Origin of the sequence: Nocardia spumae (assembly GCF_020733635.1) — a bacterium.
Lineage (GTDB): Bacteria > Actinomycetota > Actinomycetes > Mycobacteriales > Mycobacteriaceae > Nocardia > Nocardia spumae.
In genome coordinates this window covers 5,778,713-5,804,750 of record NZ_JAJFZL010000001.1, presented here as the reverse complement: position 1 = coordinate 5,804,750, position 26,038 = coordinate 5,778,713, and the positions used below count along the sequence as shown (strand labels likewise).

The following is a 26,038-nucleotide window of genomic DNA, read 5'->3' as shown; positions in this document are numbered from 1 at the left end:
AGGACACGATCATGACCGCCGACATCGAGAACCGGACCAACCGCCCGCTCGAATTTCGGACGGCGGCCGACTCGGCCGCGATCGATATCGGGCTCCTGCTGCTGCGCCTGGTCTTCGGTGGCCTGCTGTTCGTGCACGGCACCCAGAAGCTGTTCGGCTGGTTCAACGGCTACGGACTCTCGGCGACTGCCGCCGGATTCCAGCAGATGGGCTACGACCCGGGTAAGTTCTTCGCGACTCTGGCCGGACTGTGCGAGGCGGTCGGCGGCGGACTGTTGTTCCTCGGCCTGCTGACGCCGCTGGCCGCCGCGATCGTGCTGGGCACGATGATCAACGCGATGCATGTGACCTGGCCGCACGGGCTCCAGGGGTACGAGCCGGCGTTGCTGTTCGCGGTGGCCGCGGTGGCGCTGGGCTTCACCGGGCCGGGCCGGTTCTCGGTCGATCACGGCCGGTTGTGGCAGCGTCACGGCATCGTATGGGGAGTCGGCGCGGTGGTCGTCGGTGTGGTCGCCGCGGTGGTGACCCTGCTGGTCAAATAGGTCGCGCACGGAAGGGTCCCCACGTCGCGAGCAGGGGTCGCGGCGTGGGGACCTCGGGATATCCGATGAGGGAATTGGGGGTCAACGGACATACCGCCCGCCAATTTACTTCTGAATGGAATCTCTTTCACAGCAATTGTGTCGGGTGTCACAGGAAGTTGGAATCAGGACTGCGCCGCCGCGGTCAGGCGGCGCAGCGCCTTGGTGACGATCTCGGGGTCGGAGGTCTCCCAGTAGGGCGGCAGCGACGCCCGCAGATATCCGCCGTAGCGGGCCGTGACCAGACGCGGATCCAGGATCGCGACGACACCACGGTCGTGCACACTGCGCAGCAGCCGGCCCGTTCCCTGGGCCAGCAGCAGTGCGGCGTGATTCGCGGCGATGGTGAGAAATCCGTTGCCCCCGCGCGCCTGGACGGCCTGCTGCCGGGCCACCAGCAGCGGATCGTCCGGCCGGGGGAACGGAATGCGGTCGAGGATGACCAGACTCAGCGACGGTCCGGGCACGTCGACACCCTGCCACAGCGACAGGGTGCCGAACAGCGAGGTCGCGGGGTCCTCGGCGAAGGCGCGGACCAGGGTGCCGGTGGCGTCGTCGCCCTGGCACAGGACCGGGGTGTCGAGCCGTTCGCGCAGGATCTCGGTGGCGGCCTTGGCCGCGCGCATCGAGGAGAACAGGCCCAGGGTGCGTCCGCCGGCGGCCTCGATCAACCGCTCGATCTCGTCCAGGTACGCGGGGGCCAGGCCGTCGCGTCCAGGCGCCGGAAGATGTTTGGCGACGTAGAGAATGCCCGACTTGGCGTGATCGAACGGGGAGCCGACATCGAGGGAGTTCCAGCGCATGGTGGAGCTGTCGGAGGGCGCCTCGGCGCCGTTGGCCAGATCCGGGTCGACACGGCGGAGCGTGTCGCCGGGTTCGTCGGCGCCGGTGCGATGGGAATGCGGCGGAAGTCCCCAGGTCACGGCCAGTCCGTCGAAGGACCCGCCGACCTGCAGGGTGGCGGAGGTCAGCACGACGGTCGCGGCCCCGAACAATCGGCTGCGCAACAATCCGCCGACCGACAGCGGTGCCATGTGCAGGGTGCGGCGTGCGATACCGCGCACCTCGTCGACCGCCAGCCACAGCACATCACGGCGGGCCGCGGCATCGGCTTCCTCGAAGGCGGTCAGCGCGCGGACCGCCGTATCGTGCACCTCCTCGACCGCGGCCACCGCCATGTTGCGGGCCGCGGCGGCCTCCGGATCGCCCTGCGGCGCACCGGAACCGGGTGGCGCGAGAGCGGTGCGGACGGTCCAGGCGGCATCGCGCAACAGCGCCAGGACCTGGTCGCCGCCTGCGGGCAGATCGTCCCAGCGGCCCGCGGGCAGGTCCTCGAGCAGTTCGTGCCAGGCCTCGGCGGCGCCCTCGAGCCGGTCGAGTTCGCCCTCGTCGACGAGTTTGGTACAGCGTTTGGCGGCCGCGGTGATCGTGGCGGTGGACAACTCGGCCGTCGCCACCCCGGTGACCCGATCGACGAGTTCGTGCGCCTCGTCGATGACGACCACATCGTGTTCGGGCAGCACCTGGATTCCGCTGATGGCATCGATGGCCAGCAGCGCGTGGTTGGTGACCACCACATCGGCCTGTCCGGACTCCGCGCGGGCGCGTTCGGCGAAGCAGTCGGTGCCGAACGGGCAGCGGCTCTTACCCAGACATTCCCGCGACGACACGCTGACCTGCCGCCAGGCCCGATCGGTGACCCCGGGAACCAGCTCGTCGCGATCGCCGGTCTCGGTATCGGAAGCCCATTCGTTGAGGCGCTGCACCTCGCGCCCGAGCCGCGAGATGGCGAACGCGTCGAACAGTTCGGTCTCCGGCGCTTCGTCCGGAATCGCACTGTTGATCTTGTGCAGGCACAGATAGTTGTTGCGGCCCTTGAGGATCGCGAAGCGGGCGCGCCGGCCCAGCGGCTTCTCCAGGGCCTGTGCCAGCCGGGGCAGGTCACGGTCGACCAGCTGCCGCTGCAGGGCGATGGTCGCGGTGGAGACGACCACCGTGCGCCCGCTCGCCACAGCATGACGCAGGCTCGGCACGAGGTATGCCAGTGACTTGCCGGTACCGGTTTCGGCCTGCACTGCCAGATGCTCCTTGGTGTCGATCGAATGCGCGACCGCGGCCGACATCGTTTGCTGGCCGCTGCGCGCCGTACCGCCCAGCGCTTCCACGGCGGTCGCCAACAGGGTCGGTACGGGCGGGAGTTCGGGCACGCACGAAGACTAGCGCCCCGGTCCGACAACCCGTCCGACCGGCGGTGCCCGCATGGCGTTCGTCGCCCCGACGCGGGAGCGGATCGGTAGGGTTGCCGATCGGTAGGGTTGCCGGTAGCCCGCGGGCGCGGGCACGCGAGGAGGTTCATGTGGAGCCGGACTATCGCACCTGGGTCGCCGGGGGGACGCACCTCGAACTGGGTGGTCACCGCATTTTCCATCGCCAGGACGGTCCGGTCGGCGGTCTGCCGGTCACGCTGCTGCACGGGTATCCGACTTCGTCGCACGACTGGGTGTCGGTGCTGCCCGCGCTCGTCGAATCCGGCTGCCGGGTAACGACATTGGATTTTCTCGGATTCGGCGCCAGCGACCGGCCGCGTGATCACGACTACCGGATGACCGAGCAGGCCACCCTCGTCGAACAACTCTGGGCGCGGCTGGGAATCACCGGCACCGCACTGGTGGCACACGATTACGGGGTGAGTGTCGCGCAGGAGCTGCTGGCCCGCGACAGCGCGCGCGTGCTGCGCACCGCCTGGTTGAACGGAGGTCTGTACCCGGACCTGTACCGCCCGTTGCCGATTCAGCGCCTGATGGCCTCACCGGCGGGCAAGGTGCTGGGGCCGCTCATGTCGGAACGGACCTTCCGGCCGTCCTTGCGCCGCATCCTCGGGCGTCCGGTCTCCGACGCGGACCTGCACCAGATGTGGCTCGCGCTGTCGGACAACGGCGGGCGCCGGGTGCAGTGGGCGCTCAATCGCTATCACGCGGAGCGGCGTGCCAATGCCGACCGCTGGCAGCGGGCGTTCGAATCCTATTCCGGCCCTATGCTCTTCGTCTGGGGGCCGGCCGATCCGATCAGTGGCGGGCATCTGTTGCCGCGGTTGCGTGAACGGCGGCCGCACGCCCGGTTCGAGGTTCTGGACGCCGCACCGGCCACCGGGCACTATCCCCAGGTGGAGAACCCCACGGCGGTGGCCGCCGCGCTCGCGGAATTCCTGCGGAGCGACCGGGACGGGTGAGGCCGCGGACCCGGAACGTCAGGGTCGGCGGCGGGTCATCGAGTGCCGCCCGTCGCGGGCAGTTTCCCGGACAATTCCACCCCCGCCGCGCGGAGTCCGTCCAGAGCGACATCCGCCGTGCCGGGGGAGACCGCCGCGGTGAGGTCCACCAGCACGCGGGCCGGCAGACCGGCCGCGCGCGCGTCGGCGGCGGTGGCGCGGACACAATGATCGGTGGCGATACCGCAGATATCGACGGCATCGATTCCCTTGTCGCGCAACCATTGTGCCAATGGGGTCGAGTTCTCGGCGAAGCCCTCGAATCCGGAATAAGCGGCACTGTAGGCGCCTTTGGAGAACACCTCCTCGATGGCGGAGGTGTCGAGATCCGGATGGAAATCCGCCCCGGGCGTACCGACTCGGCAGTGTGGCGGCCAGCTGTCCACATAGTCGGGCCGATCGGAGAAATGAGCGCCCGGATCGATGTGGAAGTCGCGGGTGGCGACGACGGCGACATAGTCGCCACCGCGTGCGGTCAGGTATTCGCTGATCCGTCTCGCCACCGCGGCGCCGCCGGTGACCGCGAGGGATCCGCCCTCGCAGAAGTCGTTCTGCACATCGACGACGATGAGTGCTCTACCCATCTCACGCACCTCGTTTCGCGCCGGTCGGCAATGCGTTCATTGTAGAAAGGTGGTGGGGATCGCCGGCTCGCCCGCCGACAGTTTCAGACCTTCCCACGGCAGGCTGATCAGGCCGCGCGCGACCAGTTCCCGGCTGTGGGTCAGATCCGGCGATTCGGCTACCGGTTCGCCCGCGCGGACCAGGGGAACCAGCAGGTCCCGGACCTCGTGGCCGTTGCCGGACGGGCGCGCCGCGGTGGCCGGGTAGACGATCTCCTCGACGATGGTGCCGGTGCCGCGCGACAGACGCACGGACCGTTTGGTGCCGCCGCGCGACTGTTTGTGACTGCTGCGCTTGGCGACGGGCACGCCCTCGACCTCGACGAGTTTGTAGACCATACCGGCGGTCGGCGCACCCGATCCGGTGACCAGTGAGGTGCCCACGCCGTATACGTCGACCGGTTCGGCGCGCAGTGCCGCGATCGCGTACTCGTCCAGATCGCCGGACACCACGATGCGGGTGCCGGTCGCGCCGAGCGTGTCCAGCTGTTCGCGCACCTGCCGGGCCAGGACGCCCAGATCCCCGGAGTCGATCCGGACCCCGCCCAGTTCCGGGCCGGCCACCTCGACCGCTCGGGCCACGCCGGCGGTGATGTCGAAGGTGTCCACCAGCAGCGTGGTGCCGATGCCGAGCGCGTCGATCTGGCTGCGGAAGGCGGCCGCTTCGTGTTGTCCGTCGGGGCCGCTGTGCAGGAGGGTGAAGGCATGGGCGCTGGTGCCCGCGCCCGGAATTCCGTAGCGCCGTACCGCTTCCAGATTCGAAGTCGCGTCGAAGCCCGCGAGGTAGGCGGCCCGCGCGCAGGCCGGTGCGGCCAGTTCGTGGGTGCGGCGGGACCCCATTTCGATCATCCGGCGACCGGCGCTCGCGCTGACCATCCGCGCGGCCGCGGCGGCGATCGCGCTGTCGTGGTTGAGGATCGACAGGATCAGGGTCTCCAGGACCACGCATTCGGCGAAGGTGCCGCGCACCGACAGAATCGGTGACCCCGGGAAGTAGAGATCGCCCTCGAGGTAGCCGTCGATCTCGCCGCCGAAGCGGAACTCGCGCAGCCAGGACAACGTCCGCTCGTCGAGGAATCGGGCCGCGACCGCGAGCTCCGATTCGCCGAATCGGAAGTCCCGCAAGGCGGTGAGCAACCGGTCGGTACCCGCGACGACGCCGTAGCGGCGGCCGTGTGGCAATCGGCGAGCGAATACCTCGAAGGTGCACTGCCGCTGTGCCGAACCGTCGGCCAGGGCGGCCGCGAGCATGGTGAGTTCGTACTGGTCGGTCAGTAGCGCGGTGCTCGCGGTGGCGGCGGATATGTCCACGCGGTCACTGTAGACATACCGGGCGGCCGGTGGGCGGCGTGGTGCGTGCGTGCCGAGGTGCGGCCGTCGGCGGAGCGGCTCGGCGCGGGTGTTGTTTATTCGGGGTCGAGTCGTACTCTGAAGGTTATGGGTCTGTGCATGAGAGACGCTGTCCGGATCGCCGCCGGTCCGGCCGGCGCGAACCAGGCGGTGGCACGAGCGACGGGCCCCCGGGACACGGTGTCGGCCGCGTCGCGCAGCGGCGTACGCGCCGGAGCCGGACAACTGTCGGCGCCCCAGGCGACACCGGAAACCGTCGAGGTCACCGAGATCCTCGAGGCCGAGGATCGGCCGTGGGTCACGGTGGTCTGGGACGACCCGGTGAACCTGATGCATTACGTCACCTACATCTTCCAAAAGCTTTTCGGCTACAGCAAAGCCAAGGCAACCGAGCTGATGATGCAGGTGCACAACGAGGGCAAGGCGGTGGTGTCGTCGGGGTCGCGGGACAGGATGGAGCACGACGTTCAACGTCTGCACGCCGCCGGGCTCTGGGCGACCATGCAGCGTGACCAGTGACAGCGGCGACTACGGTAGCCCCGTGCGCAAGTGGAGCAGGAAGAACTCGCTGAGCGGGCTCAAGCTGCGGTCGGAGATGGACCCCCGAGAGGCGGACGTGCTGCGTTCGCTCGTCGGGGCGGTTACCGGACTGCTCTCCGACCGGGCCAGATCCGCCCCCGAAGACGACCTGGCGGCGCTGACCGGACTTCGCACCGGTAACAGCACTCCGCCCGACGATCCCCGGCTGGCGCGGCTGCTGCCCGAATTCCATCGCAAGGAGCCCGGCTCCCCGGACGCCGATCGCGCCGATCTCAACAGCGCCCTGCGCGGCCTGCACGAACCCGACATCATCGAAGCCAAGGTCGCTGCCGGGACGGTGGTGCTGGAAACCCTGCCCGAGCGCGGCGGGAAGATCGTGCTCACCCCCGAACAGGCCGACGCCTGGCTCAACGCCCTCAACGACGTGCGGCTGGCGCTGGGCACCGCGCTGGGTATAGATGCCGAAACACCCGATCAACTGGATCCCGACGATCCCCGGGCGCCGCATCTGGACGTCTACCACTGGCTCACCTGGATGCAGGACTCCCTGCTGCACGCCCTGGCCCCCTGAACGAGGTTGCCGCCCAGCGCATCTCACCAAGCGGGGGCGCGGAAGGACAGCCACGTCGGTGGACGTCGAGTCGCGCCGAGCAACGACGTCTGCGAGATGATGCACCGAGGCGGGCCGAGAATCCCGCCGGAGCGGAGCGGAGGCAAGGAATGCGGCATGGCATCACCGATGTGGCGGGTGTGCTCGTCGGTCACCATCATCGGCTCGACCCCGACGCCACCCTCGGCTCCGGCGCGGCGACCGGCTGCACGGTCGTCCGGGTGCTGGGTGGTGCGACGGCCGCGGTCGATGTGCGCGGCGGGGGGCCGGGCACCCGGGAGACCGATCTGCTCGACCCCGGCCACACCGTGCGGCAGGTCGACGCGATTCTGCTCACCGGCGGCAGCGCCTACGGGCTGGCGGCCGCCGACGGGGTGATGCGCTGGCTCGAGGAACACGGTCAGGGCGTCCCGATGGATCCGGCCGATCCCGCGCGGGTGGTGCCCATCGTGCCGGGTGCGGTGATCTTCGATCTCCCGGTGGGGGCGTGGGATATCAGGCCGACCGCCGAATTCGGTTATCGCGCGGCGGAATCGGCGAGCGAGAGCTTCGAGCGAGGCAGTGTGGGCGCCGGGGTGGGCGCCCGGGCCGGTGCCATCAAGGGCGGAATAGGTACGGCCAGTGTGTATTTCACCGACGGACCGGCCGCCGGCCACACGGTCGGCGCGCTGGTGGTGGCCAATCCGGTCGGGTCGGTCTTCGATCCCCGGACCGGGCTGCCGTGGGGCGCGGGCACCGACGGACCGCAGCACTTCGATCTGGCGCCCGCGTCGCCCGAGGCGCTGGCCCGGGCGAATGCGCTGGCGGTGAAGGGGACGGTGCTCAACACCACGATAGGTGTCGTGGCCACCGACGCCGCGCTGGATCCGGCAGGCTGTCGTCGCCTGGCCGTGACAGCGCACGACGGGCTGGCGCGCGCGATCCGCCCAGCGCACTCCCCGCTGGACGGCGATACCTTGTTCGCGCTGGCAACCGGGACGGTCGCCACGACATCGAGTATCCCGCTGCCACCGGCCTTTCCGGCGGATCTGCTGCTGCTCGACGCGCTGTGCACGGCGGCCGCGGTGTGTGTGGAACGCGCGATCGTGGACGCGGTACTGCGGGCCGATCCGGTCGCGGGGATTCCGGCCTACCGGGATCTGTTCGGTCGCTGACTCACCGGCTGCGCGCTCCTATACCAGGGGCCGGTGGCCCGGTGGTGGGGAATAGCCGAATATCGTGGGCCGTTGACGGCAGCGGTGGTTCCCGCGGCGCCGATCGCGGCCGTGTGGTGAGTGGAAGGATTCGAACTGTGCTGGTGATCAGGGCCGATCTCGTGGATGCGATGGTCGCGCACGCTCGCGCCGACCATCCCGACGAGGCGTGCGGTGTGATCGCCGGTGCCGAGGGTTCGGACCGCCCGCAACGGTTCGTGGCGATGATCAACGCCGAGCGCTCGCCCACCTTCTATCGGTTCGACTCCGGCGAGCAGTTGCGGGTCTGGCGCGAGATGGACGATCGCGACGAGGAGCCGGTGGTGATCTACCACTCGCACACCGCCACCGAGGCCTACCCCAGCCGCACCGATATCTCGTACGCGTCCGAGCCGAACGCCCACTACGTGCTGGTGTCCACCCGCGACCCGCAGGAGCACGAGCTGCGCAGCTACCGGATTCTCGGCGGTGTGGTCACCGAGGAGCCGGTGCGGATCGTGACCGCTTACCCCCAGGACTGACCCCCGTCCCGCCGGATCTCCGGTGGCGCCGACCCGAAGAAACAGGAGTACCCATGTCGGTAACCGTGTCCATCCCGACCATCATGCGCACCCTCACCGGAGGTGAGAAGCGGGTCCAGGCGACCGGTTCCACCCTCGCCGAGGTGATCGGCGATCTGGAGACCAACTACCCCGGTCTCGAGCAGCGCCTGCTGTCCGACGGCAAGCTCAATCGCTACGTCAACATCTACGTCGACGACGAGGATGTGCGTTTCGCGGGCGGGCTGGCGGCCGAGGTTCCGGCGAACGGGTCGGTGACCATCCTTCCCGCCGTCGCGGGCGGCTCCTCGAACCGCATCGCCGCCGGCGCGCTCTACCGCTGATCGACCGTGGCACGCTACGAATCGCTGATCGAGACCCTCGGCAATACGCCGCTGGTGGGTCTGCGGACGCTGTCGCCGAAATGGGACGGCGACGACCACGTGCGGTTGTGGGCCAAACTCGAGGACCGCAATCCGACGGGATCGATCAAGGACCGCCCCGCACTGCGCATGATCGAACAGGCCGAGGCGCAGGGCCGGTTGCGACCCGGCTGCACGATTTTGGAGCCGACCAGCGGTAATACCGGGATCTCACTGGCCATGGCGGCGAAGCTCAAGGGCTATCGCCTGGTCTGCGTGATGCCGGAGAACACGTCGGTCGAGCGGCGTCAGCTCCTGACCATGTTCGGCGCCGAGATCATCGACTCCCCGGCGGCCGGCGGGTCGAATCAGGCCGTCGCGCGTGCCAAGGAGATCGCCGCCGAACATCCGGACTGGGTGATGCTGTACCAGTATGGGAATCCGGCCAACGCCGATGCCCACTATCAGGGCACCGGGCCGGAGATCTTGGCCGATCTGCCCGAGATCACCCATTTCGTCGCGGGTCTGGGCACCACCGGCACGCTGATGGGCACCGGCCGCTATCTGCGTGAACATGTCGACGGCATTCAGGTCGTGGCCGCCGAACCCCGCTACGGTGAGCTGGTCTACGGGCTGCGCAACATCGACGAGGGGTTCATCCCCGAGCTCTACGACGAGTCGGTGCTGACCTCGCGGTTCTCCGTCGGTCCCTACGACGCGGTACGCCGGACCCGGGAGCTGGTGCTGGAGGAGGGCATCTTCGCGGGCATCTCGACCGGCGCCATCCTGCACGCCGCGCTCGGGGTGGGGAACAAGGCGCTGCGCGCGGGACAGCGGGCCGATATCGCTTTCGTCGTCGCCGACGGCGGCTGGAAGTATCTGTCGACCGGGGCTTACGACGGCACCCTGGAAGAGGCCGAGGAGCGGCTCGACGGCCAGCTCTGGGCGTGAGGCGTCGGCTGGTCGCGGGTGCGGTGGCGGTACTCTCGAAGCACGAGGGGCCATACAGTCCCGCCAGGAGGTGATGGTCGTGGCCGAGCAGATGGGCGCATCCTTCGACCCCGATCGGATCGCGGCATTGCGTGCCCGGCTGGAGAAGTCGGCGCAGGCGCCGGCGGGGTCCGGCGGATCGCCGCGGCCCGTGCCGGCTCCGCAGTCCGTGCCTGCCGGATCCGCGCCGACGTCGCCCGGCCGCACCGCGGCGCTGAAGTTGTTGTGGCAGCGGGCGATTGCGCTGACCCTGGCCTTCGTCGCGGTGCTCTACGCGGTCGAGGGCGTGGACACCGTCACCGATCACGACCTCGACGGCGCGGGCGTGCGGCCGCGCTCGGCCGCGGGCCTGGAGGGCATTCTGTTCGCCCCGGTGCTGCACGCCGACTGGACGCACCTGATCGGCAATACGCTGCCGGTGATCGTGCTCGGCATGCTGACGCTGCTGACCGGTATCGGGCGCGGTCTCGCCGCGACCGCCATCATCTGGGTCGTAGGTGGAATCGGTACCTGGTTCACCGGCGGCTCCGGCTCGGTGCACATCGGCGCGTCGGTGCTGGTGTTCGGCTGGCTCACCTATCTCATCTCCCGCGGCTTGTTCACCCGCAGTCCGTGGCAGATCGTTCTGGGGGTGGTCGTCGGCCTGGTGTACGGCTCGATTCTGTGGGGTGTACTGCCCGGACAGCCCGGAATCTCTTGGCAAGGACATCTTTTCGGTGCGTTGGGTGGACTGCTGGCCGGATGGGTACTCTCATCCAATGAACGTCGTCATCGTCGCGGGGAGAGTGCCGGCCGCCTCGCATCATCGGGGTGACTGCGGAACCCGGTCGGCGATTTGGGGGATCCCCAGTTGAGTGAAACTGCAGCGTGGCAGCATGGGGGAATGCGCCTCACCGTCCTCGGGTGTTCGGGCAGTGTGTCCGGCCCGGATTCCCCTGCGTCGGGCTATTTGCTGACCGGTCCGGATATGACTCCCACTGTGATCGATTTCGGTCCGGGTGTCCTGGGCGCGCTGCAGCGCCATCTGGATCCCGGCGAGGTCGACATCTTCCTCACTCATCTGCACGCCGACCACTGTCTGGATCTGCCCGGACTGCTGGTGTGGCGGCGATATCACCCCAACCCGCCGAGTGGTAAGGCGATCGTGCGGGGCCCGTCGGATTCCGCGCTGCGGATCGGCAACGCCTCGGCCGAGATCGGCGGCGAATGTGACGACTGGTCGGACGTGATCGATATGCGGGCGTGGGAGGAGGGCCGCGAGGTGGCGTTCGGTACCGGCCACACCGTGGTCGCCCGCCGGATGTACCACCCGCCGGAGTCCTACGGCCTGCGCATCACCACCGCATCGGGCCGCGTCCTGGTCTACACCGGCGATACGGCACTGTGCGACGCTGTGTTCGAGCTGGCGGAGGGCGCCGACATCCTGCTGTCCGAGGCGTCGTGGACCCACGATCCCGCCAATCGCCCACCCGGCATTCATCTTTCGGGGACCGAGGCCGGAATGATCGCCGCGCGTGCGGGTGCCGGTGAGCTGCTGCTGACCCACATTCCGCCGTGGACCTCCCGCGAGGATGTCATCGCCGAGGCCAAGGAGCAGTTCAGCGGACCGGTGCATGCGGTATCCCCAGGTGAGGTCATCGATATCTGACACCGCACACCGCCGGGGCCGAGCCGTCTTACCCATCCCTTAGGCTGGCGTGGTGTCTAGACGAGCCGATGGCAGGGCGGACGACGAACTCCGCGAGGTAAGGATCACCCGGGGATTCACCACGCATCCGGCGGGTTCGGTACTGGTCGAATTCGGTCAGACGCGGGTGATGTGCACCGCGAGCGCGACCGAGGGCGTACCCCCGTGGCGGCGCGACTCCGGATTGGGCTGGCTGACAGCCGAATACGCGATGCTACCGGCGGCCACCCACACTCGTAGCGGACGCGAGTCGGTGAAGGGCAAGGTCGGCGGGCGGACGCAGGAGATCAGCCGTTTGATCGGCCGGTCGCTGCGCGCGTGCATCGACCTGGCCGCGATCGGTGAGAACACCATCGCCATCGACTGCGACGTGCTGCAGGCCGACGGCGGCACCCGTACCGCCGCCATCACCGGCGCGTACGTGGCGCTCTCCGATGCTGTCACCTATCTGGCCGCGGCCGGCCGGCTGGCCGATCCGCAGCCGATCTCGTGCATGATCGCCGCGGTGAGCGTGGGTGTGGTGGACGGACGGGTGCGCCTGGATCTGCCCTATGAGGAGGATTCGCGCGCCGAGGTCGATATGAACGTGGTCGCCACCGACACCGGCACACTGGTCGAGATCCAGGGCACCGGTGAGGGCGCGACCTTCCCCCGCTCGACCCTGGACAAGTTGCTGGATTCGGCGCTGGCCGGCTGTGAGCAGCTGTTCGAGGTGCAGAAGCAGGCACTGGAGTTGCCCTATCCGGGACAGCTGCCCGAACCGGGCGAGAAGAAGAAGTAATGACGCGCCGGGTGCTGGTCGCCAGCCGCAACGCCAAGAAGCTCGGCGAGCTGCGCCGCATCCTCGCTGAAGCGGGGGTGGCGGGGCTCGAGGTCGTCGGCCTGGATGAGGTGCCTCCGTTCCCGGAGGCGCCGGAGACCGGGGCGACGTTCGAGGAGAATGCCCTGGCCAAGGCCCGCGACGGTGCGGCGGCGACCGGATTGGCCTGTGTGGCAGACGATTCCGGGATTTCGGTGGACGCACTCAACGGCATGCCCGGGGTGCTGTCGGCCCGCTGGTCCGGCCGCCACGGCGACGACCCGGCCAACAATGAACTGCTGCTGGCCCAATTGGCGGATGTGCCCGACGAGCGCCGTGGCGCCCGCTTCGTCTCGGCCTGCGCATTGGTGGCCGACGGCCGCGAGGTCGTGACCCTCGGTGAATGGCCCGGTGTGATCGCGCGAAAGCCACAGGGTGAGGGTGGTTTCGGCTACGACTCGCTGTTCGTCCCCGATGGTGGCACGGTCTCCGCGGCGCAATTGTCACCGGCGGAGAAGGACGCTGCGTCCCATCGAGGCCGCGCCCTGCGCGCCCTGCTCCCGGCATTGGCCGAACTCGCCGAGTCCTGAGAGCGCCCCGACTCCCGCCGGGCGAACCGCCCGGCGGGAGTCGGGGCGGCCGAACCCGGCCTAGATACTCGGCGAGGCGGGCTGCAAGAATTCCGCCCGCACTTGGCGGGTGCGGTAGTGCTCGCAGACGAACGACAGGAACGGGATGGTGCCGGCGAGGGCGGTGATCACCAGGGTCAGCGGCTTCCAGCGCGTCTTGATGCCGAGGTCGATGGTGAACACCAGGTACAGCATGTAGAAGATGCCGTGGATCTGCCCGACGTAGAACAGCCAGTGCGGCGCCGTGCTGCTGTCGTCGAGCAGCAGGTACTTGTACACCATCTCCGCGCACAACAACAGCAGCCAGATACCGGTGATGTAGGCGAGTACCCGGTAGCGGGTCAGGGCCGAGCGGATCCGGCCGGTATCACGTGCGGCGCGGGCGGGCGCGGGTGCCGGTGTGGTGGTGGCCGGGGTGCTGGGCTGTTCGGCGCTCAACCGGCTCTCCTCTCGGTGTCGGTGCCGTCGAGTCCGACGGCGTGCATCCGCTCGCGCACATCCTGCGCGTGCAGATCGGCAAGGTATTTGTTGTATTCGGCCAGCACCGGATCGTCATCGCGCGCGGCGGTCGGCCGCTCCGGCAGGATGCCCGCCGGAATCTCGCGCGGCGCAACGGATTTGGTCTTGCGCCCGGTGGGAGCGGCAGCAGGCGGGTGTGTCCCGGCCGCGGTGTCGGCGGCCTCGGGGTGTTCGGCGGTGGTATCGCGCTCGAGCCGCACGAAGCGGAAGTAGGCGAAGACCACGAACCCGGCGAACAGCGGCCACTGCAGTGCGTAGCCCAGATTCTGCGCGGTTCCGCTCGCGGATTCGAAGCGTCCCCACTGCCACCAGCCCAGCCCCAGGCAGGCCAGTGCGGCAACGACCACCAAGATGATCAGAGCCGGGCGACGATGGGGTGCGGACACGCCTACCACGGTACCTGTCTACTACACCGGCCGTAGTGTGAGGTACCTCCGGTCGCGGCCGGCCGGAGTGGGGGAGATCCGGCAGGTCAGCCGACCGGGCGGGCGCCGGATCAGAACTTGTAGGTCACACCGGTGAGGCGTTCGGATTCCTCCCAGAGCCGCCGCTGCAGCTCCTTGTTCTTCGACAGGCCGTTCGACGGTGACGGCCGGACCGGGCCGCGGGAGCCGAACAGCAGGGTCGGGCCCCAGTAGGTGGTCGGATCGGCATCGGGCTCGGTGGCCGCGAACAGGCTCGATTCCGCCGCCTTGCGCGGCGAGTGGCCGACCAGGGCGATGAACGGCTTGGCGACCTTGTCCATCGGCGTCTCGGTGCGGGTGAACAGATCGGTCGCCGAGACGCCCGGGTGTACCGCATAGGACCGCTTGGCCGAGCCCGCCTCGGTCAGACGGCGCTGCAGTTCGCGGGCGAACATCAGATTCGAGAGTTTGGCCTGGGCGTAGGCGAGGTTGCGCTGATAGCGACGGTGTTCGTAGTTGAGATCGTCGATCCACAGTTTCGGGGTCTGCCGGTGCGCGATGCTGGCGAGGGTGACCACACGATCCCCGAGGCGATCCAGCAGTAGCCCGGTGAGCGCGAAGTGGCCGAGGTGGTTCACACCCCATTGGGTTTCGAACCCGTCCTCGGTTCGTGAGAACGGGATGTTCATCAGGCCGGCGTTGTTGACGAGAACGTCGAATTCGCCGGTGCGGTCGGCGAATTCGCGAATCGAGGCCAGATCGGCGAGGTCCAGTGCCGCTACCCGGACATCTCCGTCGATGCCGTCGGCGACCTGCTGTGCGGTCGTGGTGTTGCGGCAGGCCATGATCACGGTGGCGCCCTTGGCCGCCAGTGCCCGGGTGGTGTGTTTACCGATACCGCCGTTGGCTCCGGTGATCACGAACGTGCGTCCGTTCTGCGCCGGAATGTCGCCGGGATTCCACGCCATGGTGAGACCTCACTGTCAACCGTCGGAATAGGGAGCCTCGTCGCGTCCTCACCGCCGACCTTACTTTAGAGTAAGTTCAGGCGGTAGGGGTCGATCGCAATGCCGTCAGCCTATCGATTCCGGAGCGCTGTGGCGGCAATGGTGTGCCAGAAATTAGCGATCCCGGGAACCGAACTGGCGTATTGCCGTGTTGCACCGACCAAATCGGCGTCAGGGCACATACTGAGCTAATGTCCGGTGTTGCCGCAGTCGCCGAATCGCCCGCGCCCGTCAGCCATACCCGGGCCAACGTCGTCTTCCTCACCGTCGTATTGGGAATGTTGATGGCGGCACTGGACCAGACCATCGTGTCGACCGCGCTGCCCACGATCGTCGCCGATCTGGGTGGCGCGGGGCATATGGCGTGGGTGGTGACGGCCTATCTGCTGGCCGAGGCGGTCGCGACGGCGCTGGCCGGCAAGTTCGGCGATCTGTTCGGCCGGAAGCTGATCTTCCAGCTCAGCGGACTGATCTTCATCATCGGCTCGATGGTGGCCGGACTCGCGAACGGGATGGCACTGCTGATCGTCGCGCGCGGTATCCAGGGCGTGGGCGCGGGCGGACTGATGGTGACGGCGATGGCCTTGATCGCCGACGTCATCCCCCTGCGCGACCGCGGGAAATATCAGGGTGCGCTGGGTGCGGTCTTCGGCATCACCACGGTGGTCGGGCCGACGCTGGGCGGACTGTTCACCGATCACGCCAGCTGGCGGTGGTGCTTCTATGTGAACGTTCCGATCGCGATCGTGATGATCGTCATTGCCGCGCGGGCCATTCCGTCGATCCGCGCCGCGGTGCGGCCGGTGATCGACTATGCCGGGATCGCCCTGATCGCCATCGGTGTGAGCTGCCTGATCCTGGCCCTGGAATGGGGAGGCCAGGAATATCCGTGGGGTTCGGCCACCATCATCGGCCTGTTCGTCGCGGCAGTGGTGCTGATCGCCGCGTTCGTGGCCGTGGAGCTGCGGGCGGCGGAGCCGATGCTGCCGATGCATCTGTTCCGCAGCAATGTGTTCACGGTCTGTTCCATCCTGAGCTTCATCGTCGGCTTCGCGATGCTCGGCGCGCTGACCTATCTGCCGGCATATCTGCAATACGTCACCGGCGTGTCGGCCACCGCCTCGGGGTTGCGGACGCTGCCGATGGTGATCGGCCTGTTCACCACATCGATCATTTCCGGGCAGGTGGTCGGCCGGACGGGGCAGTACAAGTACTTCCCGATCGCCGGCACCGCGGTGATGGCGGTGGGCCTGTACCTGATGTCGACCATGGGCCGGACCACCGGATTCTGGCTGCAATCGCTGTACATGCTGATCCTGGGGCTGGGGATCGGGCTGGCGATGCAGGTGCTCACGATCGTCGTGCAGAACACGGTGCCCTATCACGATCTGGGCACCGCGACCTCGGGGGTGACCTTCTTCCGGACCCTGGGATCGACCTTCGGCACCGCCATCTTCGGCACCCTCTACAGCAATCAACTGGGGCCGAATCTGCGCGACGCCTTCGCGCAGGTGCCCGGGGTGCCGCCCGCTGTGGCTCAGAGTCCCCAACTGCTGCACAAACTTCCGTACGCCGAGGCGATTCCGATCATCGACGCCTACGCCGACACCATCGACTACGTGTTCCGGTGGGTGGTTCCGGTGGCGGTGGTGGGCTTCATCGTGTCGTGGTTCCTCAAACAGGTGCCGCTGCGCGACAGCGTGCGCGCGGAAGCGGCCGACGTCGGCGGCGGATTCTCGGTGCCGGATTCCGCGGATCGGGTAGTGCGACTGGAACATTCACTCGCCAGCGTGATGCGCAGACTTCGCGATGACGAACTGCCCGATCCACGCATTCTGGTCGCCGCGGACAGTCCGCTGAGCCGCGATCAGGCGTGGGCGATCGGACAGGTCAAGATGCTCGAGCGCGCCCGCGGCTATGCCGATCTCGCGGCGGTGGCGCGGGCGCACTGGGTGCCCGCGGAGGTCCTGGAGCCGGTGTACGACAAAGCGGCGCGATCCGGATACATCGAATTCGCCGGTGACCGAATGGCTTTGACGGCCAGTGGCGCCGCCGAATACGACCGTATCCTCGCCGCGTGGCGAAAGTGGTTGTGCCGCTATCTCGACGACTGGGATTGTGCCGACCCGCAGGATCGCGCGCTGTTCGACCAGGCGCTGGATAATATCGCGGCGAAGCTGCTGGACGAGGTGGATCGCCCGGAGGCGCTGCGGCTGACGGTGTGAGATCACCATTGCCGCAGCGCCCGCCGGCGCGGCCTCAGGCCACGGCGAGTTCGGCGCGCTCGTCGACCGGTGCGCTCCAGTCGATACGGTAGCTCTGTTCGCGCCGCATGACCTCCTCCATCTTGAACATCTTGGTCGCCAGCGGCATCACCACCGGCATCAGCCGGCGCATCAGCGGGCCCACCGTCTTGGAGTGGTTGATCTTGGCCCCGCGCGCGGCGATCTTCTCCACCCGCGGCCGCCGGATGCGCTCGTAGGCGGCGAAAGCCGTTGCCGGATCATCGAAGTCGCGCAGGCAGCGCGCGAGCTGCACCGCACTCTCGATGGCCAGTGAGGCGCCCTGTCCGGTGCTGTTCGACGGCGCGTGGACCGCGTCGCCGACCAGCACCAGACGATCGCGAGACCAGTGCGGCACCGGGGGCATGATGTGCAGGCCGCCGGTCACCACCAGATCGGCGGGCCGGGTGTTGCGGACCAGTTCGCCGCCGGGGGTGTCCTCGCCGTACACCTCCCGCAGCGTCCGCAGCCACTGCTCGGCGGGCACCTCACGCGCCTGGGTGAGGGACAGATACCGCTGCTGCGGCAGATTCGCGCCCCAGGCGACCCGGCCGTCGGGCATGGGCCAGTACAGGTAGTAGGCATTGCGCCCGTAGGCGAAGACCATCGTCTCCGCGGGCACCGGCTGCGAACATTCGGTATAGGCGCCGAAGCCGAGCATGCCGGTGTAGTTCGCGCCGGGCGCATCCGGATCGATGAGGGTGCGCACGCGCGATCTGATGCCGTCGGCGCCGATGACGATATCGGCGGTGGCGGTGCTGCCGTCCGCGAAGTGCGCGGTGACGCCGTCGGCGTGCTCGTCCACCCGGACCAGCCGTTGGGAGTATTCGATGGGCACCCCGGCGGCGACCGCGTGGTCGTGCAGCGCCCGATGCAGATCGCTGCGGTCGATCGCATGCAACGGCTCCACGCCGCTGACGGCCGGTAACTCGATTTCCCTGGCGCCCAACGCCATCACGGTATGCCGCATGGGCAGCGCCAGTGCGCGCACCGCGTCGCCGGCGCCGATGACGTCCAGTGCGGACAGTCCGTTGGGGGCGAGGCCGAGGGCGCTGCCGATGTTGTAGGCCGGTCCGGGATAGGCCTCGTGGACGGTGGCGTCGATTCCGGCCTTCCGCAGTGCGGTGGCGGCGACCGGACCGGCGACGCCGCCGCCGATGACGAGTGCGGAACTGATTGCGGACATGAGAGTTCTCCTCGAGTGGATCAACCCGATCCGATTCGCGCGAGAACTGCCCCGTTATCCTGAAGTTGCCACACTTGGACCAGGGTTCGCCTGCGCGGATGCGGTTCGAGAGGTGATGGATCGGGCTCGGCTCGGTGTTGCCGCACCGACCGGGCCCGGTTCGTGAACGGTGCCGGCGACGGGTTCAGTCGCCGGGCAGTCGTGTGAAAGCCCCTCCTTCCACCATCTCGGCGATATCGCCGGGCGGGATGTTCTCGGCATGTGCCCGGCGCCAGAAATCGACGTCGGGGAAGCTTCCGGAGGCCAGCTCGGTGCGCAGTCCGGCGACCCACTCGGCCTCCGCCTCCAACATGGCGACCCCGAATTCGGCCTCGATGAGGAACAGGCGGGGGAGCAGGGGGCGCTGCTGGTCGATTTCGCGGCGGCGTGCCTCGATCTCGTCGCTGAGCCGCCGGGCGCGTTCGTCGAGCAGGGTGACCACGTCGTCGGGCGGCAGCATGGCCACGACCGACAGACCGGCGACGAATCGGTGGTGTTCGGGCTCCGGTGTGGAGATCAGCTCGCGGATCCAGTCCTCGGCTTCGGCGCGACCGGCCTCGGTGAGCCGGTAGATGGTGCGCTCGGGGCGGGCGCCGTCACGCTCGCTACCGATGATCTCGACGAAGCCGTGCTTCTCGAGGTTCTGCACGACGGTGTAGAGCGAACCCCACTTGATGTCCATATCGCGGTCCTTACCGCGTTCGCGCAGGACCGCCGCGATCTCGTAGCGGTGCATCGGACGTTCGATCAGCGCCGCCAAGACCGCGAGGGCCAGTAGATTGCCGACTTTGCGTTTCGCGGCCATCGCTCACTCCACCTCCTTACTCGCAAACAAATATACGTCTACGAGTATTCGCCCACAAGTAAGCGTCGGGAGGCAAACGAAACCGCCCCCGGGGTTCGGCGTGCCGGCGCCGGATCCGGGGGCGGTCGGTCACGGGCGTCGCCCCTGATGCGCATGCCTCGGAGCTGATGAGGGCCGCTCCTGGCGCGCGCCGGCGTGCCGTGACGTGGGGTGGCCGCGGCGTGTGCGCGGCCGAGCTGTTCCTACGAGCTATCTACTATCTGTGTACGTAGACCGTAGGTTAATCGACGGGGAACGGTCAAGGGTGTCGAGTCCGCCATCGGGTGCCGACCGGTTATCGTGACCACCGTGCGGATCTTTGTGGCGGGCGCGACCGGAGTACTGGGCGCCGGACTGATACCCCTGCTGGTCTCGGCCGGATTCGAGGTGGCGGGGATGACCCGTTCGGCCGAGAAAGCGGCGATGCTGCGGGAATTCGGCGCCGAGCCGGTGGTGTGCGATGTCTACGATGCGGCCGGGCTCGAGCGCGCCGTGTGTGACTACGCCCCCGACCTCGTGATGCACCAGCTGACCGATCTGCCCGACGATGTCGCCGACCTGGCCGCCGGCCGGGCCGCCAACGCGCGGATACGCCGTGAGGGCACGGCCAATCTGGTCGCCGCGGCACAGGCCGCCGGCGCGAAACGCTTTCTCGCGCAGAGCGTTGCCTGGGATATGTCGGGTGAGGGGCAGGCGGCCAAGGAGTACCTCGAGGAGACGGTGCTGGGTATCGGCGGCGTCGTCCTGCGCTACGGCCAGTTCTACGGTCCCGGCACCTACTATCCCGATCCGACGGCCCTGCCCGAGCCGCCGCGGATCCATATCGCGGAGGCCACGGCGCGCACCCTCGTCGCGCTGGATCTGGCCCCCGGTATCTACGCGCTCACCGAGGACGGTCGAATGGACTTCGAACCGGTGCGGTGATTTCCGTCGTCGTGCGCGCGGGCCTCGGCGCGCCGGCGCAGCAGTTCGGCCGTCGCCTCGTCGGCGGGCAGGAACGCCTCCAGATGTAGTTCGGCCAGTGAGACGTCGGTCGCGGTGGCGAACGAGGTCAAGGTGGTGATCAGTCGCAATTCACCCGCGTCGTCGCGCAGTCGGAGCGGGACCGCGAAACCGACATAGCCCGGTCCGGGATCGATGACCGGCAGATACGTTTCGAATTCGGCGACCAGTTCCTCCGCCACCGGGTCCGGTGAGATCCGGTTGCGGGTCCGCATGGATTCGGTGACATGGCGGCCCCATTCGGCGAAATTGGCCACCCTGGGCGCCAGCCCCTTCGGATGTAATGCCAAGCGGCGAACATTGATCGGCGGGATGAGCAACTCCGGTGCGCAGTCGGCGGTGAAGAGGTCGAAGGCCGCGTTGGACTCGACCAGGTCGCCGTAGCGATCGGCGATGAGGGCCGGGTAGGGCATATGCCCGTCCAACACCGATCGCAGCGCGGCCCGGACGGGCGCCAATTGCGGTGCGTCGAAACCGGATTCGTCGAATGCGGGCGTGTAGCCGGCCGTCGCCAGCAGCGCGTTGCGTTCGCGCAGTGACAGTTGCAGTGATTCGGCCAGGCGCAGCACGATCGCCCGGCCCGGCTGGGAGCGCCCCTGTTCGAGGTAGCTGAGATAGCGCTGGGTGGTGTCGGCGCGGATGGCCAGATCGAGCTGGCTCCAGTGCCGCAGACCTCGCCAGCGGCGCAGCTCGCGCGCGAAGGGTCCCGGTTGTGCGACGGTCGTCATGGGTTCATCGTCGGCCGATACGTGCCGCCGCGCCATACCCTGCGAGGAATCGCACGGCCGCGGTGCGACGTACAGACTCGTCGTCATGAGTGACGAACCGACCGATATCGAACTGAAGGAACAACTCGACCGCTGGATCGCGCAGTGGAACGAACCCGATGAACAGCGCCGCCGCGCGCTGATCCGGCAGGTGTGGACCGAGGACGGCTACCAGGTCATGGTCAATCCACCGCAGGGCATTCGCGACACCGCGCAGCAGTACGGGGTGACCGCGCCGCCGATCGAGATCCGCGGACACGACGCGATGTTCGCCCGGGTCACCCGGGCCTATGAGATGTTCATCGCCGACGGCGAGCACGTCTTCGAGGCCGCCGGGGAACCCGTGCGCCATGCCGGTGCCGCGATCGCCCTGACCTGGGTGATGCGCTCCCGCGCCGACGGGAGTATCGCCGGATCCGGTCTGGAGGTGCTGACCTTCGACTCGGATGGGCGGGTCCGCACCGATCACGAATACGTGTCCTGATCGGGTGTCGGTGGCGATGTCTAGGGTGCAGGAATGCCCCGTGACCTCACCGATCTGCCGTATGCCGACGAACTGACCCCGCTGCGGGAACCGCTCGCCCCCGACAGTGAGTACGAGCGGATCCACCTCGACTCCGCCGCCCCGGACGAGGTGTCCGCGGCCGGGTCCTGGTTCACCCGCTCGGCGCTCACCTCGGTCGTGCTGACCGGCGGCAGTGTGGCGCACAGCCGGTTCGAGGACGTCTGGATGCGCGGAGTGCGCTGGATCGGTACCGATATCGGCGAAACCCGGTGGCTCGATGCCGAACTCATCGATTCGGCCTGGTCGGGGGTGATCGCCGTGGACGCCCAGTTGCGCCGCGTCCGGTTCGAGGGCTGCAAACTCGAATCGGTGAACTTCCGGGCGGCGAAGCTGCGACATGTGAGCTTCGTCGACTGTGTCCTGCGCGATGTCGACTTCTCCTCCGCCGCCCTGCGGCAGGTCGAGTTCCCGGGGTCGCGGCTCGACGGGGTCGCGCTGCACGGAGCCACCTTCCAGGACGTCGATCTGCGCGAGGCCGCGACCCTGGATCTCATCGCCGATATCGGCACCCTGAAGGGCGCGATCATCAACACCGGACAGCTGATGGAGATGGCGCCGGCCTTCGCGCGGGCGGCGGGAATCATCGTGCGCGACAAGTGAATTCCCGCGCCGGATGTCAGACCGGTACCGGTTCGGGCACGGAGGCCGGGCGGAAACCGGGAAGCCGGCGATCGACCAGCGGGATCAACAGCTGGATCAGCGGCCCGATGCCGACGGCGTAGACGAAGGTGCCGATCCCGACGCTGCCGCCCAGTAGCCAGCCGGTGCCCAGCACCGTCGCCTCGATCCCGGTTCGGATCGCCCAGACGGGCCGCCCGGTCCGCGCGACGAGACCGGTCATGAGGCCGTCGCGCGGGCCCGGCCCCATTCCGGCCCCGATATAGAGCACGGTGGCCACGGCGTTGAGCACGACGGCGGCGGCCATCGCGGCGATCCGCGCCGGGAGGGCGTGGAGTTCGGGCAGCAGCCACAGCCCGGTATCGACGGAGAAGGCGATGACCACGACATTGCTGACCGTGCCCAGACCGGGCCGCTGCCGCAGCGGAATCCAGGCCAGCAGCACTGCCGCCCCGGTCACCGCGGTCACGGTGCCGAAGCTCACCGGTACGTGCGCGACGACGCCCTGGTGGAACACATCCCATGGGTCGAGTCCGAGCGCCGCCCGGATCATGACGGCCATCGAGAAGCCGTACAACCACAGTCCGGCATAGAGCGCACTCAGGCGACGCAGCAACATTCGGCCAGTATGCCGACGACTGGACCTCGAACCCAGAGCCAGTTGTGGAGTAGTGGCCTGTTCTGAGATAGCTGGTTATGCGGCGGAGCTCATCCGTTCATTGCGACACTCCCGGTATCTGCCCGATGGCGTAGGTCACCGCCATGGCGAGCGCACCGCCGAGCACCACCCGTGGGACGGCACGCAGCCTGCTGCTGCCGCCGAGCCGGGCACTGAGCGATCCGGTCCCCGCCAGGGCCAGCAGCACCGCCGCGAAGGTCACCGGAATCCGCCACGTCACCGGCGGCAACAGGATCGCCAGCAGCGGGAGCAGCGCGCCGCAGGTGAACGACACCGCCGACGAGAACGCCGCCTGCCATGGATTGGTGAGTTCGTGGGGGTCCAGTTTCAGTTCCGCCTCGGCATGTGCGGCGAACGCGTCGTGGGCGGTCAGCTCCCGGGCGACCTGCTGGGCCGTCGCGGCGGACAGGCCCTTGTCCTGATAGATCTGGGCCAGTTCGGCGAGTTCGTAATCGGGATCCGCGGCCAGTTCGCGCTTCTCCTGCGAGAGCAGGGCTCGCTCGCTGTCGCGCTGCGTGCTCACCGAGACGTATTCACCGACCGCCATGGACAGCGCGCCCGCGACCAGCCCGGCCACGCCCGCAGTGAGGATCGGCGTGGATTCGGTGGTCGCGGAGGCGACGCCGACAACCAGGCCGGCGGTCGAGACGATACCGTCGTTGGCTCCCAGCACTCCGGCACGCAACCAGTTCAGTCGCGAGGCCATGCCCTCGCCATGTGGTTCGTGCGGATGTTTCCAGGTACCGGAATCGCGCACGCGGTCGGAGTCGTCCACGTGTGCAGACTATGCCGCGGGCCGGTCTCCGTGCGGGATCGGCGCACCCCGCGGCATCGGTCGCATTCTCGATGTGAACGCACTCGTCACACGTGCCATGGCCACCGCCCCGCGCAGCCGGGCAACCCGGGTGGGCCGCTGGGCGCACCGGTCACGCATCTGCTGACCGGTCCGCCCGCTAATTCCCGTCGCCGGTGGTCGCGGGTCCGGCTGTCGCCCGCGGGCGGATCGGTGGCAGCGCGACGACCTCGATATCGCGGCTCACCGCGGCGATCTCGTCCGGCACCGCGGCCAAGTCGATATCGAGCGTGAATCCCCTCGGCGCGTCCAGCGGCCGCAGGAAATCGTCGTAGTGCATCGGGACGACCGTGGCCGGGCGCAACCCGCCGAGCACCCGCCGCCAATAGTCCGGGGTGACCGATCGCCCGGCGACCCCGGCGAGGAAGAGGTCGACATCGCGATGGCGGATCGCGTCGTCGATGAGATCCGCACTGCCCTGGTGATAGATCTCGAGCCCGGCGACCGCGACGTGGATACCCCAGGTCTGTCCGCAGCCGTAGGCCAGGGGCGCCAGCCCGGCGAGGGATTCGCAGCTGGTGTCGCCGGGCGAGGGGATCCGGACTCCGAACGGAATCTTGGAATGCACGCTGGGCACGAAGGTCACCGTGAACGGCCCGAGTTCGTAGCGGCGATACGGTTCGACCACCACGCCGCGATCGGCGAGGCCGTGCAGCGTCATCAGATTGCGCACGGACTGCGAACCGTAGACCGCGCAACCGTGGCGGCGCGCGATCTCCGGAGCGTCCAAGGCGTGATCCCAATGTCCGTGTCCCACCACGATTCCCGCGACCGTGCCGAGGTCGGGGAGGTATCGGTCGATCACGGCCGGGTCGGGCAGGGCGGTGCGGCGGCGCACGATCGTCGACAACGGCACTCGGGTCAGGAACGGATCGATCAGCAGCGTCGCGCCCTCGTAGGTCATCCGGTAGCCGGCGGTGCCCAGCCATTCCAGCTTCAGCCCGGCCGGCAGGGCAAGCGGCCGGGTTTCGAGTTCGCTCAGTGCCTGAGCATCCGCGCGGTCGCGGGCGCTCTTGTGCAGCAGATACCGGGCGTATCCGGCGGTGTGGCGGAGCGGGTCGAGCACGGTGGAAAGGGCGGGCATCGGTCCATTGTGCGCGACGGGATCAATCGTGCCGGACCGGATCGTCGTAGCCGTCCTGCTCGCCGATCACCCGGTGCAGTGCGGTGGCCAGTGTTTCCAGCTCGCCGTCGGGCAGGCCGGCGAAATGCTGGTCGATGGCCGCTCGGTGAAAGGGGGTGGCGTCGTGCAGTCGCTGCCATCCGGCGGGGCTGATGGCGACATAGGCCGATCGCCCGTCTTCCGGGTTGGATTCGCGCCGGACCAGTCCCCGGCCCTCCAGTTCGCTGACCAGCCGGCTGACCCGGGTCCGGCTGAGCACCATGCGCGCACCGAGATCGCTCATCCGAAGTCGTTGCGGGCCGGACAGTTCGACGAGCATGTCGTACCAGCTGGCGGGCAGGCCGGTCGCGCGGCGCAGTTCGGAGTCCAGTTCCGGGCGCAGATCCACATAGACCCGTTGCAGCGCCCGCCAGAGCTGGACCGAGGCGGGCGCGGGACTCGCGGACTCCGGCACGCCGCCGATCCTAGCCGCCTGCCGTGAGGCCCGCCCGGGGCGCCGATGCGGATCGTGGCGCTCACCCGGCGCCTACGATGCGGAGATGGATATGGGTGCCCACGTGCGACTTCCAGCCGACTGGCGGACGCGGGTGCGTGGCGCGCTCCGCGATTCACCGCGCCCCGAGCTTGCGCGCGGATCGCTTCGCCCGCTGGGTGCGGGCATGGACAGTGTTGCGCTGCAGCTGGATTCGCCGCACGGTCGATTTGTGCTGCGCCTGCCTCGCGCAACTACTCATCCAGCCCAGCCCAGCCCAGCGTCGCGATCGAGGACCGGGAAGCCGTCATTTGGAGCCGACGACTCAGCGGCCTCACCATGGTTTCTGACGGCTACCTCCCGTTCCGCGACAACGTCGACGTCGCCGCCGAACACGGAGTCGCGGTCATCGTCGAACCGGCAGGAGCACTCCACGGCGACACAATCGCCCAGGCGTGCCGCGAACACCACATCGCACTCACCCGTACAGAACTCCGGATGTTCCAT

General features: G+C 68.5%; 29 protein-coding genes. 16 read left to right on the top strand and 13 right to left on the bottom strand.

Annotated features, from left to right (window positions below; translation table 11 throughout):
* Positions 1-11 precede the first annotated feature (11 nt).
* Entirely contained in the window at positions 12-542 is a 531-nt protein-coding gene (locus LKD76_RS25815) for a DoxX family protein (protein ID WP_227984012.1), read from the top strand.
* A gap of 164 nt (positions 543-706) precedes the next feature.
* On the opposite strand, the gene LKD76_RS25810 is transcribed toward LKD76_RS25815, so the two are convergent.
* Complete coding sequence (locus LKD76_RS25810) at positions 707-2,788, bottom strand: ATP-dependent DNA helicase (protein ID WP_227984011.1); 2,082 nt, start codon at positions 2,786-2,788, stop codon at positions 707-709.
* Between the two features lie 149 nt (positions 2,789-2,937).
* On the opposite strand from LKD76_RS25810, the gene LKD76_RS25805 reads away from it, so the two are divergent.
* Positions 2,938-3,810: an alpha/beta fold hydrolase gene (locus tag LKD76_RS25805; RefSeq protein ID WP_227984010.1), complete on the top strand. Its 873-nt coding sequence runs from the start codon at positions 2,938-2,940 to the stop codon at positions 3,808-3,810.
* 35 nt (positions 3,811-3,845) lie between these two features.
* On the opposite strand, the gene pncA is transcribed toward LKD76_RS25805, so the two are convergent.
* Positions 3,846-4,433, bottom strand: a complete 588-nt coding sequence (gene pncA / locus LKD76_RS25800) for a pyrazinamidase PncA (protein WP_227984009.1) — start codon at positions 4,431-4,433, stop codon at positions 3,846-3,848.
* 36 nt (positions 4,434-4,469) lie between these two features.
* Positions 4,470-5,783 carry a nicotinate phosphoribosyltransferase gene (locus tag LKD76_RS25795; RefSeq protein WP_227984008.1) on the bottom strand — a complete coding sequence of 438 codons (1,314 nt, stop codon included), beginning with the start codon at positions 5,781-5,783 and terminating at the stop codon, positions 4,470-4,472.
* 219 nt (positions 5,784-6,002) lie between these two features.
* Between LKD76_RS25795 and clpS the strand changes: the two genes are divergently transcribed.
* From clpS to LKD76_RS25745, 10 genes are all read left to right on the top strand, one after another.
* Entirely contained in the window at positions 6,003-6,341 is a 339-nt protein-coding gene (clpS, locus tag LKD76_RS25790; protein ID WP_372466010.1) for an ATP-dependent Clp protease adapter ClpS, read from the top strand.
* A gap of 22 nt (positions 6,342-6,363) precedes the next feature.
* Positions 6,364-6,933 carry an oxidative stress transcriptional regulator AosR gene (aosR, locus tag LKD76_RS25785; RefSeq protein WP_227984007.1) on the top strand — a complete coding sequence of 190 codons (570 nt, stop codon included), beginning with the start codon at positions 6,364-6,366 and terminating at the stop codon, positions 6,931-6,933.
* Positions 6,934-7,082: 149 nt separating this feature from the next.
* Entirely contained in the window at positions 7,083-8,126 is a 1,044-nt protein-coding gene (locus LKD76_RS25780; RefSeq protein ID WP_227984006.1) for a P1 family peptidase, read from the top strand.
* Positions 8,127-8,263: 137 nt separating this feature from the next.
* Positions 8,264-8,686 carry a M67 family metallopeptidase gene (locus tag LKD76_RS25775; RefSeq protein ID WP_227984005.1) on the top strand — a complete coding sequence of 141 codons (423 nt, stop codon included), beginning with the start codon at positions 8,264-8,266 and terminating at the stop codon, positions 8,684-8,686.
* Between the two features lie 53 nt (positions 8,687-8,739).
* A complete protein-coding gene (locus LKD76_RS25770) occupies positions 8,740-9,048 on the top strand; it encodes a MoaD/ThiS family protein (protein WP_227984004.1) in 309 nt (102 codons plus the stop codon).
* A 6-nt stretch (positions 9,049-9,054) separates the two neighbouring features.
* Positions 9,055-10,017: a PLP-dependent cysteine synthase family protein gene (locus LKD76_RS25765; protein WP_227984003.1), complete on the top strand. Its 963-nt coding sequence runs from the start codon at positions 9,055-9,057 to the stop codon at positions 10,015-10,017.
* Between the two features lie 79 nt (positions 10,018-10,096).
* Positions 10,097-10,870, top strand: coding sequence for a rhomboid family intramembrane serine protease (locus tag LKD76_RS25760; RefSeq protein WP_227984002.1), 774 nt, complete (start codon positions 10,097-10,099; stop codon positions 10,868-10,870).
* A gap of 69 nt (positions 10,871-10,939) precedes the next feature.
* A complete protein-coding gene (locus LKD76_RS25755) occupies positions 10,940-11,704 on the top strand; it encodes a cyclic nucleotide-degrading phosphodiesterase (RefSeq protein ID WP_227984001.1) in 765 nt (254 codons plus the stop codon).
* 52 nt (positions 11,705-11,756) lie between these two features.
* Entirely contained in the window at positions 11,757-12,524 is a 768-nt protein-coding gene (gene rph / locus LKD76_RS25750) for a ribonuclease PH (protein ID WP_227984000.1), read from the top strand.
* Entirely contained in the window at positions 12,524-13,132 is a 609-nt protein-coding gene (locus LKD76_RS25745) for a non-canonical purine NTP pyrophosphatase (RefSeq protein WP_227983999.1), read from the top strand. The genes rph and LKD76_RS25745 overlap by 1 nt, the downstream gene beginning before the upstream one ends.
* Positions 13,133-13,192: 60 nt before the next feature.
* Here LKD76_RS25745 and LKD76_RS25740 read toward each other — a convergent pair whose 3' ends face one another.
* The 3 genes from LKD76_RS25740 to LKD76_RS25730 form a co-directional block, all read right to left on the bottom strand.
* A complete protein-coding gene (locus tag LKD76_RS25740) occupies positions 13,193-13,609 on the bottom strand; it encodes a DUF3817 domain-containing protein (RefSeq protein WP_372465929.1) in 417 nt (138 codons plus the stop codon).
* Positions 13,606-14,076, bottom strand: a complete 471-nt coding sequence (locus LKD76_RS25735) for a transcriptional regulator (protein WP_227983998.1) — start codon at positions 14,074-14,076, stop codon at positions 13,606-13,608. The genes LKD76_RS25740 and LKD76_RS25735 overlap by 4 nt, the downstream gene beginning before the upstream one ends.
* A 110-nt stretch (positions 14,077-14,186) precedes the next feature.
* Positions 14,187-15,062 carry an oxidoreductase gene (locus tag LKD76_RS25730; RefSeq protein ID WP_227983997.1) on the bottom strand — a complete coding sequence of 292 codons (876 nt, stop codon included), beginning with the start codon at positions 15,060-15,062 and terminating at the stop codon, positions 14,187-14,189.
* 230 nt (positions 15,063-15,292) lie between these two features.
* On the opposite strand from LKD76_RS25730, the gene LKD76_RS25725 reads away from it, so the two are divergent.
* On the top strand, positions 15,293-17,326 hold the full coding sequence (locus tag LKD76_RS25725; protein WP_227983996.1) for an MDR family MFS transporter: 2,034 nt from the start codon (positions 15,293-15,295) through the stop codon (positions 17,324-17,326).
* A gap of 34 nt (positions 17,327-17,360) precedes the next feature.
* On the opposite strand, the gene LKD76_RS25720 is transcribed toward LKD76_RS25725, so the two are convergent.
* Both LKD76_RS25720 and LKD76_RS25715 read right to left on the bottom strand, forming a co-directional pair.
* Positions 17,361-18,569: an FAD-dependent monooxygenase gene (locus LKD76_RS25720; protein ID WP_227983995.1), complete on the bottom strand. Its 1,209-nt coding sequence runs from the start codon at positions 18,567-18,569 to the stop codon at positions 17,361-17,363.
* A 184-nt stretch (positions 18,570-18,753) separates the two neighbouring features.
* Positions 18,754-19,413 (bottom strand): PadR family transcriptional regulator, encoded by a 660-nt coding sequence (locus LKD76_RS25715; protein WP_227983994.1) that lies wholly within the window; start codon positions 19,411-19,413, stop codon positions 18,754-18,756.
* Between the two features lie 348 nt (positions 19,414-19,761).
* Here LKD76_RS25715 and LKD76_RS25710 point away from each other — a divergent pair, with 348 nt between their 5' ends.
* Positions 19,762-20,376: an NAD-dependent epimerase/dehydratase family protein gene (locus LKD76_RS25710; protein WP_227983993.1), complete on the top strand. Its 615-nt coding sequence runs from the start codon at positions 19,762-19,764 to the stop codon at positions 20,374-20,376.
* Here the strand turns inward: LKD76_RS25710 and LKD76_RS25705 are convergent.
* The gene (locus LKD76_RS25705) at positions 20,328-21,182 is read right to left on the bottom strand and encodes a helix-turn-helix domain-containing protein (RefSeq protein ID WP_227983992.1); all 855 of its coding nucleotides are present in this window, start codon (positions 21,180-21,182) and stop codon (positions 20,328-20,330) included. The two genes, LKD76_RS25710 and LKD76_RS25705, sit on opposite strands and share 49 nt — an antisense overlap.
* Positions 21,183-21,267: 85 nt before the next feature.
* On the opposite strand from LKD76_RS25705, the gene LKD76_RS25700 reads away from it, so the two are divergent.
* On the top strand, positions 21,268-21,705 hold the full coding sequence (locus LKD76_RS25700; RefSeq protein WP_227983991.1) for a hypothetical protein: 438 nt from the start codon (positions 21,268-21,270) through the stop codon (positions 21,703-21,705).
* 33 nt (positions 21,706-21,738) lie between these two features.
* On the top strand, positions 21,739-22,386 hold the full coding sequence (locus LKD76_RS25695; protein ID WP_227983990.1) for a pentapeptide repeat-containing protein: 648 nt from the start codon (positions 21,739-21,741) through the stop codon (positions 22,384-22,386).
* Positions 22,387-22,402: 16 nt separating this feature from the next.
* Here LKD76_RS25695 and yczE read toward each other — a convergent pair whose 3' ends face one another.
* The 4 genes from yczE to LKD76_RS25675 all read right to left on the bottom strand — a co-directional run bounded on the left by yczE (position 22,403) and on the right by LKD76_RS25675 (position 25,513).
* Positions 22,403-23,023 carry a membrane protein YczE gene (gene yczE / locus LKD76_RS25690; RefSeq protein WP_227983989.1) on the bottom strand — a complete coding sequence of 207 codons (621 nt, stop codon included), beginning with the start codon at positions 23,021-23,023 and terminating at the stop codon, positions 22,403-22,405.
* Between the two features lie 97 nt (positions 23,024-23,120).
* On the bottom strand, positions 23,121-23,789 hold the full coding sequence (locus tag LKD76_RS25685) for a VIT1/CCC1 transporter family protein (protein WP_227985397.1): 669 nt from the start codon (positions 23,787-23,789) through the stop codon (positions 23,121-23,123).
* 247 nt (positions 23,790-24,036) lie between these two features.
* Positions 24,037-25,020: an MBL fold metallo-hydrolase gene (locus tag LKD76_RS25680; RefSeq protein ID WP_227983988.1), complete on the bottom strand. Its 984-nt coding sequence runs from the start codon at positions 25,018-25,020 to the stop codon at positions 24,037-24,039.
* Positions 25,021-25,042: 22 nt separating this feature from the next.
* The gene (locus LKD76_RS25675; protein WP_227983987.1) at positions 25,043-25,513 is read right to left on the bottom strand and encodes a MarR family winged helix-turn-helix transcriptional regulator; all 471 of its coding nucleotides are present in this window, start codon (positions 25,511-25,513) and stop codon (positions 25,043-25,045) included.
* Positions 25,514-26,038 lie beyond the last annotated feature (525 nt).